Raw genomic sequence first — 19,736 nt, 5'->3', positions numbered from 1 at the left:
CACCGCTTGGGGCTGCGGCCCCGGGAGCCGCCCTCCCGCGCTGCCGGCCCCCACAACCGACCCAGGATCCCGCCCCCCGGCCGCCCGTCCCGCATCATGGATGCCATGCCTGAAGGAGACACCGTCTGGCTGACCGCCCGCCATCTGCACCAGGCTCTCGCCGGCCGGGTGCTGACCCGGTCCGACCTGCGGGTTCCGCGGTTCGCCACCGCCGACCTCACCGGCCGGACGGTCCTCGACGTCACCCCGCGCGGCAAGCACCTCCTCACCCGTGTCGAGGGCGGCCTGACCCTGCACTCGCATCTGCGGATGGACGGCGCCTGGCGGATCTACGACCCCGACGAGCGGTGGCGCGGCGGCCCCAATCACCAGATCCGGGCGATCCTCGCGAACGCCGCCCACACCGCCGTGGGCTACCGCCTCCCGGTCCTGGAACTGCTCCGCACCTCCGACGAGGAGAACGCCGTCGGCCATCTGGGACCCGACCTCCTCGGTCCGGACTGGGACCCGGACGAGGCGGTCCGCAGACTGGCCGCCGCCCCCGAACGACCCCTCGGTGACGCACTGCTGGACCAGCGGAACCTGGCCGGCATCGGCAATGTCTACAAGTCGGAGCTCGCATTCCTGGCGGGCGTCACCCCCTGGCTGCCGTTCGGTGAACTGGCCCCCGGCATCCCCGAACGCCTGGTCGCCACCGCACACCGCCTCCTGGAGGCGAACAAGAACCAGTTCGAACGGCGCACCACGACGGCGAGGCATCCAGCCCAGCAGCTCTACGTCTACGGCCGCGAGGGCCGCCCCTGCCTGCGCTGCGGCACCGCCGTCCGCAAGGCCGAACTGGGCGACCGGGTCACCTACTGGTGCCCCGGCTGCCAGAGCGGACCCACTGGTTGACGACCCGTCAGATACAGTCGTACCGTCCCGGCATGCCCCTCACCGCGTACGACCTCACCGGCCGGACCGCGTTCATCACCGGCGCCGCGAGCGGTATCGGCCGCGCGGCCGCCGTCCTCCTCGCGGAGGCGGGCGCCCATGTCCACTGCGCGGACCGTGACGAGGTCGGCCTGCAGGAGACCCGCTCCCTCGTCACCCAGCGGGGCGGCGCCGCCCATCTGTACCCGCTCGACGTCACCGACCGCGCCCAGCTGCGGGCAGCGGTCCACCGGGCCGGCCCGATCGACGTCATGGCCGCCATCGCCGGCATCATGCACACCAGCACGGTCCTGGAGACCCGCGACGAGGACCTCGACCGGGTCCTGGCCGTGAACTTCAAGGGAGTGCTGTACGCCTGCCAGGAAGCGGCCCGCTCCATGATCGACGCCGGCACGCGCGGCTCCATCATCACGATGGCCTCGGGCGCGATGGACGCGGCGAGCGCGGGTCTGCTCTGCTACAGCGCGGCCAAGGCGGCGGTGGTCCAGCTGACGAAGACCCTGGCCACCGAGGTCGGCCCCCAAGGCATCCGGGTCAACGCGGTGGCGCCCGGCTGGATCCGTACGCCCATGACGGACCGCCACGAGACAGACATGCGCCGGCGGATCGAGTCGGCCATGGTCCGGATGTCGCCGCTCGGTCGGGTCGGCGAGCCGGAGGACATCGCGCACGCGGTCCTCCATCTCGCCTCGGACGCCTCGGCCTTCACGACCGGCCAGATCCTGCGCCCCAACGGCGGCGTGGCGATGCCCTGGTAGAGAGAATCCTCAACGCCGAGGCGGCGCCGCCGGATGCGGACCCCGTGGTCCGCCGCCCGGGAGGCGCCGTCACATGCACCGGAAGAAGACTCAGACCCCAGCCACCGGCCGCCACCGCACCCTCGACGAGCCCGGCGCGCTCCGGTTCGAGCGTCACCCGCAGTACCGCCCACCACCACAGCCCGCCCACTATCAGCGCAAGTGCTATGAGCGAGACCCGTCGCCGTGCCATGCCGCCTCCTCCGGTCGACGCTAGACCGGACCGATCACACGGCGGCAGGGCGCACGGGTGACTTCACGGGCGCGTATGCGCACCACGCGGCGCCCGCCCTACGCGCTCTCCGCCTGGAACATCCAATGGTGCTTCTCCAGGTCGGCGGTCAGTCCAATGAGGATGTCCTGGCTGATCGGGTCCGGCTCCGCGGTCGCCTCGATCCGCTCCCGCATGCGCACGATCACGGCCGCCAAGCCGTCGACGAGGATGCGTACCGCGTCCGTGTCCTTGATCCATCCCTCCGGCACCGCCTTGATCGCGCTGGCGGCGGCCACCGTCGCGGCCCGCCCGTCCGGCGCGACACCGATCGCGGACGCCCTCTCCGCCACGGTGTCGGAGTGCTGGCGCGCCGTGTCGACGACCTCGTCGAGCTGGAGATGGACGGAGCGGAAACGCGGTCCGACGACATTCCAGTGCACCTGCTTGGCCACCAGGCCGAGGTCCACCAGATCCACCAGCGCGCCTCGCAGGGCTTCGCCGACGGTCTTCAGATCCGTGTCGGACAGCGGGCTCTTCACGACGGACATACGTACTCTCCCAACAGTCGTGCAACGGTCGTACGTACCGTCTACCTTTGCACATTTGACCTAAACCAGGCACTTGGAGAGTGCCCGGGAAGCAGCCGGGAAGGGCGGCCGAAAGGTGCCGGAAGGAAAGGCCGAAAGGCGTGGTTCCGGGCGGGAGAGCGGGGACACGACGTCCCGGAAATGGCGAAAGCCCCGGTCCGCCACTCGGGCACTGACCAGGGCTCAGCCCACTTCACCTTCAAGCAGCGACGACGTCGACCGCTTCCGCGGGTGCCTTGATGGTCACCCGCTCCGTCGGCACACCCGCCACCGACGTCACCGATACGGAATTGAGCATCGGGCGCACCGGCGCAGGCACCGGCTCACTGGCCCGTGCCGACTCGGCCAGTTCGGCCAGGGACAGCTCGTCGCTCACTTCCCGCATGAGCTCGGACATCCGTACGTCAAGCGCGTCGCAGATCGCGGAGAGCAGCTCGGAGGAAGCCTCCTTCTGCCCCCGCTCCACCTCGGAGAGATAGCCGAGCGAAACTCGGGCGGACGAGGAGACTTCGCGCAGAGTACGGCCCTGGCGCTGGCGCTGCCGACGCAGCACGTCACCAAGCAGGCGACGGAGCAGAATCATCGGTGGCTCCCTCCTCGGACCGCGTAGCCGCATCCTTCACGCCCCACCGTACCGCCTCGCGCTGCGGCCGTGCGGGGAGCGATGTCGTGTTCACTCAGGGCTGCAAACATCAATTCCCCCCGTTCTGTTCCGTATCCTGTGCCCGCGCATTCCCCGACAGTTCGTCCGCGAGCAATTCCAGCACGCTCCGTACAGTCTCTCTACGGATTTCCTCCCGGCCGCCGTTCAACCGCAGAGCGGCCACTTTCCCGGCTCCGACCGGACCCGCCACGGCCACGTACACCGTGCCGACGGGCTGTCCGTCCTGTGGTTCCGGACCCGCGACTCCGGTCGTGGAGACTCCCCAGTCCGCGCCGAGCCGGCTGCGGACACCCCTTGCCATCTGCAGCGCGACCTCGGGGTCGACCGCCCCGCGCTCCTCCAGGAGGGTCCCGTCCACACCGAGGAGCTCGTCCTTGAGAGCCGTCGCGTAGGCCGTGACGGACCCGCGGAAGGCGACCGAGGCTCCGGGGGCGTCGGTGAGCTCCGCGGCCACCAGACCGCCCGTGAGGGACTCCGCGGCCGCCACCGTCTGGCGACGCTCGGTGAGCAGTCGCAGGACGCGGGCGGCCGTCTTCATCGCGCCGGCCCCGCCGGGGAGCCCGCCGCGGCCGCCGTCGCGCGCTCCGCGGCCAGCCCCTGGCGCCGCAGGACCACCGCCTGGCGCACATAGTCGAGGCCGGTGACGACCGTCAGCACGACGGCCACGGCCATCACCCAGAAGCGCAGGGTGGCGAGCGGCCCGGTCAGTGCCAGGACGTACATACCGACCGCGGCGCCCTGGGCGAGGGTCTTCATCTTTCCGCCGCGGCTGGCCGGAATCACACCGTGCCGGATCACCCAGAACCGCATCAGCGTGATCCCGAGCTCCCGGAAGAGGATCACTCCGGTCACCCACCAGGGCAGATCGCCGAGCCAGGAGAGACAGATCAGACCGGCCGCCATGATCGCCTTGTCGGCGATCGGGTCGGCGATCTTCCCGAAGTCCGTGACCAGGTCGTAGGCACGGGCCAGGTGCCCGTCGAAGATGTCGGTGATCATGGCGACGGCGAAGGCCGCCCAGGCCCAGGCACGCCAGACGGGGTCGTATCCGCCGTCCTGCAGGAGCAGCAGCACGAAGCCGGGGACGAGTACCAGCCGCACCATGGTCAGGATGTTGGCGATGTTCCAGAGGCTGGCCTGATTGACGGCCGCGGCGCCCAGCTTGCCGCCGGGCGCAGGCCTGCCCGTGCCGCCCGCGGCGGGTGCCGGGACTCCCGTCATCTGCCCGCCTCCCTACAAGGGGTCCGGGGGTCGCTCCCCAGAAGTTCGACGCACTCGGCCACGAGGTCGACGCCCTCGGTCCCCACTACCTTGGCCGTGACCATACGGCCGGGGACGAGTCCCTCGTTCGTGGTGAAGACGACCTGCCCGTCGGTCTCGGGGGCCTGGTGGGCGGCGCGGCCCACCGCGGGCTCTTCCTCCTCGTCGGAACCGGCCGACTCGACCAGTACTTCCAGTGTCTCGCCGAGTCGCTCCTCCGCGCGCTGGGCGGTCAGCTCCTCCGCGAGCCGCGACAGATGTGCGAGCCGCTCGTCGACCACGTCCTGGTCGAGCTTGTGCTCGTAGGTGGCCGCCTCGGTGCCGTCCTCGTCGGAGTAGCCGAAGACGCCGATGGCGTCGAGCCGCGCGTGCGTGATGAAGCGTTCCAGCTCCGCGAAGTCCGCCTCGGTCTCGCCGGGGAAGCCGACGATGAAGTTGGACCGGGCACCGGCCAGCGGCGCCTTGCTCCGGATGGTGTCGAGGAGCTCCAGGAAGCGGTCGGTGTCACCGAAGCGCCGCATCGAGCGCAGCACGGCGGGGGCGCTGTGCTGGAAGGAGAGGTCGAAGTACGGCGCGACCTTCTCGGTCGAGGTCAGGACGTCGATCAGCCCGGGGCGCATCTCGGCGGGCTGCAGATAGCTGACCCGGACGCGCTCGATCCCGTCGACCGCCGCCAGCTCGGGCAGCAGCGTCTCCATCAGGCGGATGTCGCCGAGGTCCTTGCCGTACGAGGTGTTGTTCTCGGAGACCAGCATGACCTCCTTCACACCCTGCTCAGCGAGCCAGCGCGTCTCGCTGAGGACATCGCCGGGGCGGCGGGAGACGAAGGAGCCGCGGAAGGACGGGATGGCGCAGAAGGAGCAGCGCCGGTCGCAGCCGGAGGCCAGCTTCACGGAGGCGACGGGGCTGGTGTCGAGACGGCGGCGCAGCGGCGCCCTCGGCCCGGACGCCGGCGCGACGCCCTCGGGGAGGTCGGCGGGCTGGCCGTGGCCGGGGAGGGCGACGTCGGCCTGCTGGCGCTCCACCGGGCTGAGCGGCAGCAGCTTGCGGCGGTCGCGCGGGGTGTGGGAGGCGTGGATGCCGCCGTTGAGGATGGTCTGGAGTCGGTCGGAGATGTCGGCGTAGTCGTCGAAGCCGAGGACTCCGTCGGCCTCGGGGAGCGCCTCGGCGAGATCCTTGCCGTACCGCTCGGCCATGCAGCCGACGGCGACCACGGCCTGGGTCCGGCCGTGGTCCTTCAGATCATTGGCTTCGAGGAGGGCGTCGACGGAGTCCTTTTTGGCGGCTTCGACGAACCCGCAGGTGTTGACGACGGCGACATCCGCGTCGGAGGCGTCCTCGACGAGCTCCCAGCCGTCCGCTGCCAAGCGGCCTGCGAGCTCCTCCGAGTCCACCTCGTTACGGGCGCAGCCAAGAGTGACAAGGGCGACGGTACGGCGTTCGGGCATGGGCTCAAGACTACTTCGTCCCGGCCCCGCCCCCGCCGCTCAGGGTTGACCCCCCGAGTGGATCAGCGCGGATCAGCCGACCTCGGGGTCCGCCTTGGTGTACGTCAGGCGCTCCACCTGGCCGTCCTCGAACTTCTCCTCGACCTTCTTGCCGTTGACGAAGAGCTCGATCGGCCCGGCGTTGCCCAGGATGAGGTCGATCCGCTCGTCGTCCTGGAAGGTCTTGGTCTCGCCCTTGAGCAGCAGACCGTCGAAGAGCAGCTTGCCGTCGTGCGCCTTGGCCGAGATCCAGCTCTTGTCGCCGACCGCGGTCATCATCACCGTGACCTTGTCCTGCGCCGCGGCGATGGCGCTCTCGGACGGGGCGGGCTTGGGCGCCGGCTTGGTCGGGGTCGGCTTGGGGGCGGGCTTCTTCTCCGGCGCCGGGCCCTCGGCCACGTGGTGGGCCCGGTCGTCGCCGTCGTCGCCGTTGAACATCGTGAAGCCGACGAAACCGATCACGGCGACGATCGCCGCGACCATGGCGGCGGTCCAATTGGGGCGGCGCGGCTCGGGGCGGATACGTTCCGCCTCGAAGAGCGGGGCGGCGGGCGTCGGCGACGGCCGGCCGCCGTGCTCGGCGTCGTACTGCTCGACCAGCGGAGCGGGATTCAGCCCGACGGCGCGGGCGAGCGTGCGGATGTGGCCGCGGGCGTAGACGTCGCCGCCACAGCGCGAGAAGTCGCCCTCCTCGATCGCGTGCACGATCGGGATGCGCACCCGTGTGGACGCACTGATCTCGTCCACGGTCAGACCCGAGGCGATACGGGCCTGCTGGAGTGTGCGGCCGATGGGAGGCCGCTCGGAGGGCCGGTCGGAAGACCGGTCGGAAGGCCGGTCGTCTTCGGGGGAGTTGCCGATGGACACGAGGGCGCCTTTCGAGCGTGTAACCACCTGCTGGATGTTCAGTCTATGGGTGGTACGAAAGGGTGGGGCAACCGGGCGGACGCACTTTGTACGCCATCGGAATGGCTGTTGTGCGGCCGCCGGAGACGGGGAGGTCGGGACAAGCTTCTGTCCCTCCCTCCAACTTGACGTACGACCAAGGGAAACGGTTGCCCACTGTTCCCTTACGAGTGAGCCTCGGCGTCCGTCAGGCGGAATCCTCTCCGCGGAGCACCGCGAGGACTCCGTCCAGTTCGTCCGGTTTCACCAGCACATCGCGGGCCTTGGAGCCCTCGCTCGGCCCGACGATGTTGCGCGACTCCATCAGGTCCATCAACCGGCCCGCCTTGGCGAAACCGACGCGCAGTTTGCGCTGGAGCATCGAGGTCGAGCCGAACTGCGTGGAGACGACCAGTTCCGCGGCCTGGCACAGCAGGTCCAGGTCGTCGCCGATGTCCTCGTCGATCTCCTTCTTCTGCTTGGTTCCGACGGTGACGTCGTCCCGGAAGACCGGGGCCATCTGATCCTTGCAGTGCTGCACGACGGCCGCGACCTCGTCCTCGGTGACGAAGGCGCCCTGCATACGGATCGGCTTGTTCGCCCCCATGGGCAGGAACAGCCCGTCGCCCTTGCCGATCAGCTTCTCGGCGCCCGGCTGGTCGAGGATGACCCGGCTGTCGGCGAGCGAGGAGGTCGCGAAGGCGAGCCGGGAGGGCACATTCGCCTTGATCAGACCGGTGACGACGTCGACCGACGGGCGCTGGGTGGCGAGCACCAGATGGATTCCGGCCGCGCGGGCCAACTGGGTGATGCGGACGATGGCGTCCTCGACGTCGCGCGGCGCGACCATCATGAGGTCCGCCAGCTCGTCCACGATGACCAGCAGGTACGGGTACGGCTGAAGCTCGCGCTCACTGCCCTCGGGCAGCTTCACCTTGCCGCTGCGGATGGCCGCGTTGAAGTCGTCGATGTGCCGGAAGCCGAAGGCGGCCAGGTCGTCGTAGCGCAGGTCCATCTCGCGCACGACCCACTGGAGGGCCTCGGCGGCCCGCTTGGGGTTGGTGATGATCGGCGTGATCAGGTGCGGGATGCCCTCGTACGCGGTCAGCTCGACCCGCTTGGGGTCGACGAGGACCATCCGGACGTCCTCCGGAGTCGCTCTTATCATCACCGAGGTGATCAGGCAGTTGATGCAGGACGACTTTCCGGAGCCGGTGGCACCGGCGACCAGGACGTGCGGCATCTTCGCCAGGTTGGCCATCTCGTAGCCGCCCTCGACGTTCTTGCCGAGCGCCACCAGCATCGGGTGGTCGTCCTCGGCCGCGGCGGCGAGCCGCAGGACATCTCCGAGGTTGACCATCTCCCGGTCGCTGTTCGGGATCTCGATGCCCACGGCCGACTTTCCGGGGATGGGCGAGATGATCCGGACGTCCGGGCTGGCGACGGCGTACGCGATGTTCTTGGTCAGGGCGGTGATCCGCTCGACCTTCACGGCGGGACCGAGCTCCACCTCGTAGCGGGTGACCGTCGGGCCGCGGGTGAAGCCGGTGACGGCCGCGTCGACCTTGAACTCCATGAAGACATTGCTGAGCGAGGCGACGACCGCGTCGTTGGCCGCGCTCCGGGTCTTTCCGGGCCCGCCGCGCTCCAGCAGGTCGAGCGACGGCAGGGAGTAGGTGATGTCCCCGGAGAGCTGCAACTGCTCGGCGCGGGGCGGCAGCGGCTCGGACCGCTCGGGCGCGGGCTTGGTGAGATCCGGTACGGCCCCGCCCGCGCGCGGCCGCTCGGAGTCGCGGGCCGGCGGGACGGGCGCGGCGGCAGGGGCCTCGGGGGCGGACGCCGTGACCGCCCGGTCCCGGTCCGCGGTGACGTCCCGTGTGAGGTCCGCGACCAGCGGCGAGGGCGGCATTCCGTTCAGTACGGCTCCGTCGAGGGCGGCCGCCGCCGCGGCGGCCACGTCGACCGCGTCCATCGGCCGGTCGAAGGAGGGCTGGACGGAGGACCTGCGCGGCCGCCTGCGCCCGCTGAGCGCGTCCTCCTCGGCCCGCTCGGGGTCGTGGCCCGCGGGGGCCTGCCCGCGCCGCCGTCCCCGGACGGGACCCGCCTCGCGCCACTCCTCGTCGTACGCGTCGGGCTCGCCGTGCTCCGGCTCGTACGGAGCCTCCAGGATGCCGAGCCGGACGCCGAGCGCCCGCAGCCGCTGCGGGATGGCGTTGACGGGGGTGGCCGTGACGACGAGCAGACCGAAGACGGTGAGCAGCACCAGCATCGGGACGGCGAGGACCTCGCCCATCATGAAGATCAGCGGCTTGGAGGCTCCCCAGCCGATCAGCCCGCCGGCGTCCTGCATGGCGGCGGTGCCCGCACCGCGGCCGGGGGAGCCGCAGGCGATGTGCACCTGGCCGAGCACACCGATGACGAGCGCGGAGAGGCCGATGACGATCCGCCCGTTGGCCTCGGGCTTCTCCGGATACAGGATCAGCCGGATCGCGATCGCGCCGATCAGCAGCGGGACGAGCAGGTCGAGGCGGCCGAAGGCCCCGGTGACGAGCATCTGGACGAGGTCGCCGACCGGGCCCCGCAGGTTGGACCAGGTTCCGGCCGCGACGATCAGGGCGACGCCGAGCAGCAGCAGCGCCAGACCGTCCTTGCGGTGCGCGGGGTCGAGGCCCTTCGCGCCCCGCCCTATCCCCCGGAACAGCGCGCCGATGGCGTGGGCGAGACCGAGCCACAGCCCGCGCGCGAGCCGGTACACGCCCCCGGTGGGTGACGGGGCCGGCCTGGGCGCCGCCCTCTTCGCGGCGGCCTTCCTTGCCTTCTTCGCGGGGGCGGTCTTCCTGGCTGCCGCGGTCTTCTTCGCGGGAGCCTTGGCGGGGGCCGCCTTCTTCGCGGCGCCAGTCGTACGGCCGGCACGCGGCTTCGCGGTGCCCGCCGTGCCCTGGGAACCCTTGCCGGACGTACGTGAGGCCATGGGGGTGAGGTTACCGGTGTGAACGGCGGTGGACACGCGTGCGTACCGCTTCACCCGTTCGTGTCGCCCTTGCGGGGACGGTGAACTGACGGGCGGTACGGCGATGACCGACAGGGCTCGGCCGTGCGGCCGTGCCCGTCAGCTCTGCGAGGGAAGGGTGTGCGCGCCGCCGCCGGGACCGGCTCCCGGCTCCAGCGCGTCCAGCGCGCGCCGCAGTCCGGTGAGCTTGCGCTCCAGGTGGGCGGCGGTGGCGACGGCCGCGGCGTCCGCCGAGTCGTCGTCCAGCTGCTTGGACAGCGCCTCGGCCTGCTCCTCAACTGCGGCGAGGCGTGCGGAGAGTTCGGCGAGGAGACCGGCGGACTCCTTGGCCATGCCGCCCTGGCCGCCGCCCTCCAGCTGGAGCCGGAGCAGTGCGGCCTGCTCGCGCAGCTGGCAGTTCTTCATGTACAGCTCGACGAAGACCGACACCTTGGCGCGCAGCACCCAGGGGTCGAACGGCTTGGAGATGTAGTCGACCGCGCCCGCCGCGTATCCCCGGAAGGTGTGGTGGGGGCCGTGGTTGATCGCGGTGAGGAAGATGATCGGGATGTCCCGGGTCCGCTCCCGCCGTTTGATGTGCGCGGCCGTCTCGAAACCGTCCATTCCCGGCATCTGGACGTCGAGCAGAATGACCGCGAAGTCATCCGTCAGCAGCGCCTTGAGCGCTTCCTCCCCTGACGATGCCCGCACCAGCGTCTGATCGAGCGCAGAGAGGATGGCCTCCAGCGCCAGCAGATTCTCCGGCCGGTCATCGACCAGGAGGATCTTGGCCTTCTGCACCATGCCCCGTCCTCCTCGCCCCGGCACGGTCTCACCCCGACTCGCCGAGCCGGGGGAAGCACCGGGCGCCGCCCCAGGGGACGGCTCCCTTGCGCCGTCCGTCCTTGTGCCGGTCATGGTAGCCGCACCCCGCCCGTCGCCACACCCTGTCACCGCGATGTCACTGTGCACGTAGCAGAAACGCGGTGGGAGACCAGAAGGTTCCCCGAATACCGCCGTCTCACACGCCCTCGGCCACAGCGAGTCAACACCGCGCCGGGGTCCGGGCGTCGGCCGCTCACTCCCCGCGCATCCACTGCTCCATCACGGAGAGGAGATGGTCGGGGTCGACCGGCTTCGTCACGTAGTCGGACGCCCCGGACTCGATCGCCTTCTCCCGGTCGCCCTTCATCGCCTTGGCCGTGAGCGCGATGATCGGCAGCCCCGAGAACTGCGGCATCCGGCGAATCGCCGTCGTCGTGGCATACCCGTCCATCTCGGGCATCATGATGTCCATCAGGACGACCGTCACATCGTCATGCTGCTCAAGGACTTCGATGCCCTCGCGGCCGTTCTCCGCGTACAGCACGGACAGGCCGTGCTGCTCCAGCACGCTCGTCAGAGCGAAGACGTTACGGATGTCGTCGTCGACGATCAGCACCTTCTCGCCGCCGAACTCGAACGTACGCCTGGGCTGGGGCTCCTCCTGGGCGCCCTCGGCCCAGTTGTCCTGCCCCGCCGACCCGGCCGGCTGACCCGGCACCGCGGGCCGCCGCTCCACACTGCCCAGCACCTTGCGGCGGTGCCGGAACAGCGCCCCCGTGCCCGAGCGCGGATCGGCCGAGCCGGGCGCGGGAGCGAACGACGGCGCCTGCAGGGCCAGGTCGATCCCGGCGTCCTCCGTGTCGCCGTATTCGTCCGGAGCGCCGGGCATCGTCTGCCCGTAGCCGTTGGGCGGAAGCTCACTCGCGTGCAGCGGCATGAAGAGAGTGAAGGTCGAGCCGCGGCCCGGCTCACTGGCCGCGTAGATCTCGCCGCCCAGCAGCCGCGCGATCTCACGGCTGATCGACAGCCCCAGACCCGTGCCGCCGTACTTGCGGCTCGTCGTCCCGTCCGCCTGCTTGAACGCCTCGAAGATGACGCGCATCTTGCTCGCCGCGATGCCGATACCGGTGTCGGTCACCGAGAAGGCGATCAGATCGGCCTCCGGGTCGCGCAGCGAACCCGCCTCCAGCAACTGCTCCCGGATCGACTGCGGCACATCCGTCCCGGCCGGCCGGATCACCAGCTCCACCGCCCCGGTGTCCGTGAACTTCACCGCGTTGGACAGCAGATTGCGCAGCACCTGCAGCAGCCGCTGCTCGTCGGTGTGCAGCGTCGCCGGCAGCTCCGGCGACACCCGTACGGAGAAGTCGAGCCCCTTCTCCGCGGTCAGCGGCCGGAACGTCGCCTCCACATAGTCGACGAGCTGCACCAGGGCGATACGGGTCGGGCTGACGTCCATCTTGCCCGCCTCGACCTTCGACAGATCGAGGATGTCGTTGATCAGCTGGAGCAGATCGGAGCCGGCGCCATGGATCGTCTCGGCGAACTCCACCTGCTTCGGCGACAGATTCGCGTCGGCGTTGTCCGCGAGCAGTTTCGCGAGGATCAGCAGCGAGTTGAGCGGCGTCCGCAGCTCGTGGGACATGTTCGCCAGGAACTCGGACTTGTAGCGCATGGACACCGCGAGCTGCTCGGCCCGCTCCTCCAGCACCTGCCGGGCCTCCTCGATCTCGGTGTTCTTCACCTCGATGTCACGGTTCTGGCGGGCCAGCAGCTCGGCCTTCTCCTCCAGTTCGGCGTTGGAGTCCTGAAGTGCTTTCTGCCTGCTCTCCAGTTCGGCCGACCGCTCGCGCAGCTGCTCGGTGAGCTCCTGCGACTGCTTCAGCAGCACCTCGGTCTTCGTGTTGACGCTGATGGTGTTGACGCTGGTCGCGATCATCTCGGCGAGCTGGTTCAGGAAGTCCCGCTGGATCTGCGTGAACGGCTGGAACGACGCGAGCTCGATCACCCCGAGGACCTTCCCCTCGAAGAGGACGGGCAGCACGATCACATGCGCCGGGGACGCCTCGCCGAGCCCGGAGGAGATCTTCAGATACCCCGGCGGCACATTGACCTGGATCGTCCGCTTCTCCTCGGCGGCCGTACCGATCAGGGTCTCCCCGGGCCGGAAGGACGTCGGCATCGAACCGGCCGAGTACCCGTAACTGCCGCGCATCCGCAGCTCGTACGAACCCTCCCCCGGCGCGCCCAGCTCCGAGCCGCCCGTCGGCATCGCCACGAAGAACGCGCCGTGCTGCGCCGAGACCACCGGCGTCAGCTCGCTCATGATCAGCGAGGCGACGTCGTCGAGGTCCCGGCGGCCCTGCATCAGACCGGAGATACGGGCCAGGTTGCCCTTCAGCCAGTCCTGCTCCTCATTGGCGAGGGTGGTGTCGCGCAGGTTGGCGATCATGGTGTTGATGTTGTCCTGGAGGACCTGGATCTCCCCGGCCGCGTCCACGTCGATCTTCAGATTGAGATCACCCCTGGTCACCGCCGTGGCGACGGCCGCGATGGCCCGCACCTGACGGGTCAGGTTCCCGGCCATCTCGTTCACCGACTCGGTGAGGTCGCGCCAGGTGCCGTCGACGTCCCGGACCCGGGCCTGGCCGCCGAGGATGCCCTCCGTACCCACCTCACGGGCCACCCGGGTCACCTCCTCACCGAACGAGGAGAGCTGGTCGACCATGGTGTTGATGGTGTTCTTCAGCTCCAGGATCTCGCCCTGGGCATCGATGTCGATCTTCTTGGTGAGATCGCCCTTGGCGATGGCGGTGGTGACGGTCGCGATCTGCCGCACCTGGCCGGTGAGGTTGGAGGCCATCGAGTTCACGGACTCGGTCAGGTCCTTCCACGTACCGGAGACGCCCGGTACGCGGGCCTGGCCGCCCAGCTCGCCCTCCGTGCCCACCTCGCGGGCCACCCGGGTCACCTCGTCCGCGAACGAGGACAGGGTCGTCACCATCGTGTTGACGGTGTCGGCGAGCTCCGCGACCTCGCCGCGCGCCTCGACCGTCACCTTCTTGGTCAGGTCACCGTTGGCGACCGCGGACGAGACGCGGGAGATGTTCCGCACCTGGCTGGTCAGGTTGTTGGCCATCAGGTTGACGTTGTCGCTGAGGTCCTTCCAGATGCCGGTGACCCCGCGCACTCGCGCCTGGCCGCCGAGGATGCCCTCCGTGCCCACCTCGCGGGCCACCCGGGTCACCTCGTCGGCGAAGTTGGACAGCTGGTCGACCATCGTGTTGACGGTCGTCACCAGCTCCAGGATCTCGCCCTTGGCGTCGACCGTGATCTTCTTCGACAGGTCGCCCTTGGCGACCGCCGTGGTCACCTCGGCGATGTTGCGCACCTGGATGGTCAGGTTGTTCGCCATGAAGTTCACGGACTGGGTGAGGTCCTTCCAGGTGCCCGAGACACCCTGCACCTCGGCCTGGCCGCCCAGAATGCCCTCGGTACCCACCTCGCGGGCCACCCGCGTCACCTGCTCGGCGAAGCTGGAGAGCTGGTCCACCATCGTGTTGAGGGTGTTCTTCAACTCCAGGATCTCGCCGCGCGCGTCCACGTCGATCTTCTGCGACAGATCACCACGCGCCACCGCGGTCGCGACCTGCGCGATGTTGCGGACCTGCGCCGTCAGGTTCCCGGCCATGCCGTTCACCGAGTCGGTCAGGTCCCGCCACACACCGGCGACGCCGGGCACCTGCGCCTGACCCCCGAGCCGGCCGTCCGTACCCACCTCACGGGCCACCCGCGTCACCTGGTCCGCGAACGCGGAGAGCTGGTCCACCATCGTGTTGATGGTGTTCTTCAGCTCCAGGATCTCGCCGCGCGCGTCCACGTCGATCTTCTGCGACAGATCACCACGCGCCACCGCCGTGGTCACCTGCGCGATCTGGCGCACCTGCGACGTCAGATTGCCGGCCATGAAGTTGACGGAGTCGGTGAGCTCCTTCCACGTACCGGAGACACCGTCGACCCGCGCCTGACCGCCCAGCCGGCCCTCCGTGCCCACGTCCCGCGCCATACGGGTCACCTGGTCGGCGAACGACGACAGCTGCGACACCATCGTGTTCACGGTGTTCTTCAGCTCCAGCATCTCGCCGGCCACGTCCACCGTGACCTTCTGCGACAGATCACCATTGGCCACCGCCGTGGTCACCTGCGCGATGTCCCGCACCTGGCCGGTGAGGTTGCGGAACGCCGTGTTCACCGAGTCCGTGAGGTCCTTCCACGTCCCCGCCGCGCCCGGCACCTCCGCCTGACCGCCCAGCCGGCCCTCGACACCGACCTCCCGGGCGACCCGGGTCACCTCGGAACCGAAGGCGGAGAGCTGGTCCACCATCGTGTTGACGGTGTTCTTCAGCTCCAGCATCTCGCCGGCCACGTCCACCGTGACCTTCTGCGACAGATCACCGTTCGCCACCGCCGTGGTCACCTGCGCGATGTCCCGCACCTGGGTGGTGATGTTGCGGAAGACGGTGTTGACCGAATCGGTCAGGTCCTTCCACGTCCCCGCCGCGCCCGGCACCTGCGCCTGACCGCCCAGCACGCCCTCGGCGCCGACCTCACTCGACACCCGGGTCACCTCGTCGGCGAAGGTGCGCAGCGTCTCGGTCATCTGGTTGATCGTGTCGGCGAGTTGAGCCACCTCACCGCGCGCGCTGACCGTGACCTTCTGGGACAGGTCACCGTTCGCGACCGCCGTCGTCACCTCGGCGATGCCCCGGACCTGCGACGTGAGGTTGCCCGCCATCGTGTTGACGGAGTCGGTCAGGTCCTTCCACACACCGGCGACGCCGGGCACCTCGGCCTGGCCGCCCAGCTCACCCTCCGTACCCACCTCACGTGCGACGCGGGTCACCTCGGAGGAGAACGAGGACAGCTGGTCGACCATCGTGTTGACGGTGTTCTTCAGCTGAAGCATCTCGCCGGCCACATGAGCCGTGACCTTCCGCGACAGATCGCCCTTGGCGACGGCCGTGGTGACGAGAGCAATGTCACGTACCTGGGCGGTCAATCGGTACGCCATCGTGTTGACCGAATCCGTGAGATCCTTCCACGAACCGGACATACCGCGCACCTGGGCCTGGCCGCCCAGTTTGCCCTCGGTACCGACCTCCAGTGCGACCCGCGTCACCTCGTCCGTGAACGCCGACAGCTGATCGACCAGGTTGTTGACCGTCCGCGCGACCTTCAGGAACTCGCCCCGCAGCGGACGCCCCTCGGCCCCCTCGGACCGCAGCTCCATCCGCTGGTCCAGATCGCCCTCCGCGACCGCGGACAGCACCCTCCCGACCTCGGAGACGGGCCGCGTCATGTCGTCCACCAGCGCGTTCGCGGCCTCGATGGCGGCCGCCCAGGCGCCCTCACTGGCCCCGACCTCGAGCCGCTCGGAGAGCTTGCCCTCACGCCCCACCATCCGGCGGACCCGGGACAACTCGCCGGTCAGATGCAGTTTCCGATCGGCGACCTCATTGAAGACGGCCGCGATCTCCGTCATCACACCGTCACCGGAGACGGTCAGCCGCCTACGGAAATTGCCGTCACGCATCGACACCAGGGCCGACAGCAGCCGGTCGAGCGCCGCGGCGTCGACCTCCACCGTCCCATTGCTCCGGGACCGTCCGCTTTTCGTACGCGTGCTCATGCCCCGCGCCGTCACGCCAGACTCCACCGTGTCCCTCCCGCAGGGGTTGACCATAGTGCTCGGGTTGTCTCTGGAAGCCTGCCCAGTGTTTCACCGCAGCCGAACCAGGCCATAACACTTCGGCAGCTTGGCATAACGTCCCCATCCTCGGGGGACGGAAACAGCGGTGACCGGCATCCGCTCGGACAGTGAAGGTAAGTAACCTGGCATCCGGCTGTCCAACCGCCCCGTCCGCCCGGCGGGGGCGGCATGGCGCGTGGACGACAACCGGGCACCGGGAGGGGCAGGGCCGACCATGGCACAGCCGGGCGTCGAGACGCGTACGAGGAGTTCTGTGATCACCGCGCGGGCGGCTGCCAGCTTCGACCCCGTGGGGCGGTCGGTCGCCACCGCCCGCGCCTTCGTCAGAGACACGCTCCAGGGCTGGGGCTACACCGATGTCGTCGACGACGCCGTCGTCCTCACCAGCGAGCTCGTCACCAACGCCGTCATCCATGCCGGCACCGCGGCGGACGTCCTGTGTCTGCGTACGGAGGACGGCGTCCGGGTCGAGGTCGCCGACCGCTACCCCGAACGCGAGATCCCGATCCAGAGCACCGGCCCCCACCTGACCAACCTCGACAGCGAGAACGGCCGGGGACTGCTCCTGTGCGCCGCACTCGCCACCCGCTGGGGCGTCGAATACTCCCCCACCCGCAAGCAGGTCTGGTTCCAACTCGACCTCCCGCAGCGCATGGTGGGCACCCGCTCCGCCGGCCCGGTCCTCCCCGTCGACATGCTCCCCGTCGCCGACGAACGCGTCCGAGTCGCCGTCGTCCAGATCGACCGCGGCGGCGCCGTCGCCGCCTGGAACGAAGACGCCGAGGAGCTCTTCGGATACGCCTCCGAGCAGGTCGTCGGCAAGCCTCTCGGCGACTTCGCCGCCTGGCCGCAGACCCCCGGCATCGGCACCGGTCTGGCCGAGGCCCTCCAGCTCTCCCGCTGGGAGGGCAGCTACGGAATCCGCGGCGCGGACGGCCGCGTCATCCCGGTCTACGCCTCCCACCTGCGCGTCCGCGACACCCAGGGCGAACCCTCCACGGTCTGTCTGCTCGTACGGGACTACGAACGCGCCGTGCTCCAGTCCCCGCCCCGCACCCCCGTCGACTCCAGCGCCGAGAAGCACCCGACCGACCCCTTCGAGGTCTTCATCGGCTCCCCGGCCCCCGACGACCTGGACGGCCTCCTCCAGCGCACGGTCGAACGCGCCCGCGACATGCTCGACGGCGACTCCGCCTTCCTGCTGCTGGCCACCGACGACGAGACGGAACTGGAAGTACGGGCCACCACTGGCCTCCCCTCCGCCCGCCAGCGCTTCGCCCGCGTCCCCGTCGAGGCCGGCACCGGCCGGTACGGCTCCGCCCGCATGCCCGCCGTCCACGACGACCTCGCGGCCGTCCCCGGCGCCGTACCACTGCTCAACGGCACCGGCATGAGGTCGGTCGTCACCGTCCCCCTCAAGGTCGAGGGGCGCCTCACCGGCTCCCTCGGCGTCGCCGCCGAAGCCTCCGGCCGCTACACCAACGAACAGGCCCTCCGCCTCCAGTTCGCCGCCGACCGGATCGCCCTCGCCGTCGAGTCGGCCCGCCTCGGCGAGCTCGAACGCCTCCGCCGCGGCTCCCTCAGCTTCCTGGTCGAGGCCTCCGACCTCCTCGCGGGCACCCTCGACCGCGACCAGACACTGGCCCTCATGGCCCAGATGACCGTCCCGACGCTCGCCACCTGGTGCGCCGTCTACACGATCGCGGACCAGTCGTCGGACCCGTACCTCTCCTACGTGCTGCACGAGGACGAGGACCGCATCGACGGCCTCAAGGCACTCCTGTCCAGGATCGCCCCGCCCGACCCGGTCCCCACCCCCGGCGCCCGCGTCTGGACCGCCCCCGCCGACGAGGCCCACCAGGCTGCCCTGCGCACGTCCAGGCGTGAACTGGACGGCGCGTCCAGCCCGCTCTCCTCCGGCATCGGCTCCACCCTCGCCACCGCCGCGGCAGTCGGCGGCGAGACCGTGGTCCTCCCCCTCGTCGCCCGCAACCGCGTCATCGGCATGCTCACCCTCGGCAAGCCCTCGGACGACCACTTCCGCCAGGAGATCCTGGAGCTGGCCGAGGACCTCTCCCGCCGGGCCGCCCTCGCCCTGGACAACGCCCGCCTCTACTCTGAGCGCACGGCCATCAGCCAGTCCCTCCAGCGCAGCCTCCTCCCGCCGGACCAGCCTCAGATCCCCGGCGTCGAGGTCGAGGTCATCTACCGCGCGGCCGGCGAGGGCAACGAGGTCGGCGGAGACTTCTACGACCTCTTCCCGATCCGCGACGGCGTGTACGGCTTCGCCATCGGCGACGTCTGCGGCACGGGCCCGGAGGCCGCCGCGGTCACCGGCCTCGCCCGCCACGCCCTGCGCCTGCTGGCCCGCGAGGGCTTCGGCGGCCCCGCGGTCCTTGAGCGACTGAACGCGGCGATCCTCGACGAGGGCGCCCGCAGCCGTTTCCTCACCCTGCTCTACGGCGAGTTGTGGCCCCAGGAGGACGGCAGCGCCATCCTCAAAATCGTCTGCGCCGGCCATCCGCTCCCGCTGCGCCTGCGGCAGGACGGCACGGTGGAACCCGCCGCCGAACCCCAGCCGCTGCTCGGCGTCATGGACGACCTGGAGCTGTACGAACAGACCGTCACCCTGGACCCGGGCGACGTCCTCCTGTGCGTCACCGACGGAGTCACCGAACGCCGCGAGGGCTCCCGCATGCTCGGCGACGACGGCCTGAGCGACGTCCTGACGACCTGTACGGGCCTGACGGCCGGCGCCGTCGCCGCCCGCATCCTCCGCGCGGTCGAACGCTTCGCGGCGGAACCAGCCTCCGACGACATGGCCATCCTGGCGATGCGCCTCCCGGAGCCCCACCAGCGCTGAACACGAAGAAGGCCCCCCGCCGTTGGGCGGGGGGCCTTCTTTCGTAAGAGCCCCCATGCGGAATCGAACCGCAGACCTTCTCCTTACCATGGAGACGCTCTACCGACTGAGCTATAGGGGCCTGTTGACTGCGGGGTTTCCCTCGCGGCAACGAGAAGAATCATACCCCGAACTGGCGTGTGTTCCCAACCAACTCAGTCCGGTCTCTGGTCGCCGTCCATCGCCCGTACACAGGTATCCCGCCGGCCCTTGAACTCCCCGGTGGTTCCGTGAACTCCCCGGCAGCTCCGGGGTCCTGGGGCCTCAGACAAGTGCTGAACGCAAAAATGCCTCAACCCCCGGACAGAGTCCGGGGGTTGAGGCTAAAGATTGTTCGGCGGCGTCCTACTCTCCCACAGGGTCCCCCCTGCAGTACCATCGGCGCTGAAAGGCTTAGCTTCCGGGTTCGGAATGTAACCGGGC

General features: G+C 70.0%; 13 protein-coding genes, 1 tRNA gene and 1 rRNA gene. 3 read left to right on the top strand and 12 right to left on the bottom strand.

Features of this window, described 5'->3' with window-relative positions:
* Window positions 1–105: 105 nt before the first annotated feature.
* Window positions 106–894 carry an Fpg/Nei family DNA glycosylase gene (locus ACZ5VC_RS17025; RefSeq protein ID WP_469120838.1) on the top strand — a complete coding sequence of 263 codons (789 nt, stop codon included), beginning with the start codon at window positions 106–108 and terminating at the stop codon, window positions 892–894.
* Between the two features lie 32 nt (window positions 895–926).
* Window positions 927–1,691, top strand: coding sequence for an SDR family NAD(P)-dependent oxidoreductase (locus ACZ5VC_RS17020; RefSeq protein WP_469120837.1), 765 nt, complete (start codon window positions 927–929; stop codon window positions 1,689–1,691).
* Here the strand turns inward: ACZ5VC_RS17020 and ACZ5VC_RS17015 are convergent.
* The 10 genes from ACZ5VC_RS17015 to ACZ5VC_RS16970 all read right to left on the bottom strand — a co-directional run bounded on the left by ACZ5VC_RS17015 (window position 1,639) and on the right by ACZ5VC_RS16970 (window position 16,330).
* Window positions 1,639–1,923, bottom strand: coding sequence for a hypothetical protein (locus tag ACZ5VC_RS17015; RefSeq protein WP_469120836.1), 285 nt, complete (start codon window positions 1,921–1,923; stop codon window positions 1,639–1,641). The two genes, ACZ5VC_RS17020 and ACZ5VC_RS17015, sit on opposite strands and share 53 nt — an antisense overlap.
* Before the next feature lie 98 nt (window positions 1,924–2,021).
* Complete coding sequence (locus ACZ5VC_RS17010) at window positions 2,022–2,492, bottom strand: Dps family protein (RefSeq protein WP_469120835.1); 471 nt, start codon at window positions 2,490–2,492, stop codon at window positions 2,022–2,024.
* A gap of 238 nt (window positions 2,493–2,730) precedes the next feature.
* Window positions 2,731–3,114, bottom strand: a complete 384-nt coding sequence (locus ACZ5VC_RS17005) for a helix-turn-helix domain-containing protein (protein WP_345485190.1) — start codon at window positions 3,112–3,114, stop codon at window positions 2,731–2,733.
* A gap of 109 nt (window positions 3,115–3,223) precedes the next feature.
* Window positions 3,224–3,733, bottom strand: a complete 510-nt coding sequence (locus ACZ5VC_RS17000) for a CinA family protein (RefSeq protein ID WP_469120834.1) — start codon at window positions 3,731–3,733, stop codon at window positions 3,224–3,226.
* Window positions 3,730–4,416 (bottom strand): CDP-diacylglycerol--glycerol-3-phosphate 3-phosphatidyltransferase, encoded by a 687-nt coding sequence (pgsA, locus tag ACZ5VC_RS16995; protein ID WP_469120833.1) that lies wholly within the window; start codon window positions 4,414–4,416, stop codon window positions 3,730–3,732. Before pgsA ends, ACZ5VC_RS17000 begins: the two co-directional genes overlap by 4 nt.
* On the bottom strand, window positions 4,413–5,903 hold the full coding sequence (gene rimO, locus ACZ5VC_RS16990) for a 30S ribosomal protein S12 methylthiotransferase RimO (protein WP_469120832.1): 1,491 nt from the start codon (window positions 5,901–5,903) through the stop codon (window positions 4,413–4,415). Before rimO ends, pgsA begins: the two co-directional genes overlap by 4 nt.
* A gap of 72 nt (window positions 5,904–5,975) precedes the next feature.
* Window positions 5,976–6,809, bottom strand: coding sequence for a helix-turn-helix domain-containing protein (locus tag ACZ5VC_RS16985; protein WP_469120831.1), 834 nt, complete (start codon window positions 6,807–6,809; stop codon window positions 5,976–5,978).
* Window positions 6,810–7,035: 226 nt separating this feature from the next.
* Complete coding sequence (locus ACZ5VC_RS16980) at window positions 7,036–9,798, bottom strand: DNA translocase FtsK (RefSeq protein ID WP_469120830.1); 2,763 nt, start codon at window positions 9,796–9,798, stop codon at window positions 7,036–7,038.
* A gap of 138 nt (window positions 9,799–9,936) precedes the next feature.
* Window positions 9,937–10,620: a response regulator gene (locus ACZ5VC_RS16975; RefSeq protein WP_468704757.1), complete on the bottom strand. Its 684-nt coding sequence runs from the start codon at window positions 10,618–10,620 to the stop codon at window positions 9,937–9,939.
* Window positions 10,621–10,894: 274 nt separating this feature from the next.
* Entirely contained in the window at window positions 10,895–16,330 is a 5,436-nt protein-coding gene (locus tag ACZ5VC_RS16970) for a HAMP domain-containing protein (RefSeq protein WP_469120829.1), read from the bottom strand.
* Window positions 16,331–16,625: 295 nt separating this feature from the next.
* Between ACZ5VC_RS16970 and ACZ5VC_RS16965 the strand changes: the two genes are divergently transcribed.
* On the top strand, window positions 16,626–19,274 hold the full coding sequence (locus ACZ5VC_RS16965) for a SpoIIE family protein phosphatase (RefSeq protein WP_469120828.1): 2,649 nt from the start codon (window positions 16,626–16,628) through the stop codon (window positions 19,272–19,274).
* 48 nt (window positions 19,275–19,322) lie between these two features.
* On the opposite strand, the gene ACZ5VC_RS16960 is transcribed toward ACZ5VC_RS16965, so the two are convergent.
* Both ACZ5VC_RS16960 and rrf read right to left on the bottom strand, forming a co-directional pair.
* Window positions 19,323–19,395: transfer RNA gene (locus ACZ5VC_RS16960), tRNA-Thr, on the bottom strand.
* Window positions 19,396–19,645: 250 nt separating this feature from the next.
* A 5S ribosomal RNA gene (gene rrf / locus ACZ5VC_RS16955) occupies window positions 19,646–19,736 on the bottom strand; the annotation flags it as partial.

It is taken from the genome of Streptomyces sp. NPDC033174, from assembly GCF_055577795.1.
Note: the sequence above shows the minus strand (reverse complement) of the source record. Positions and strands in the feature narration are given on the sequence as shown.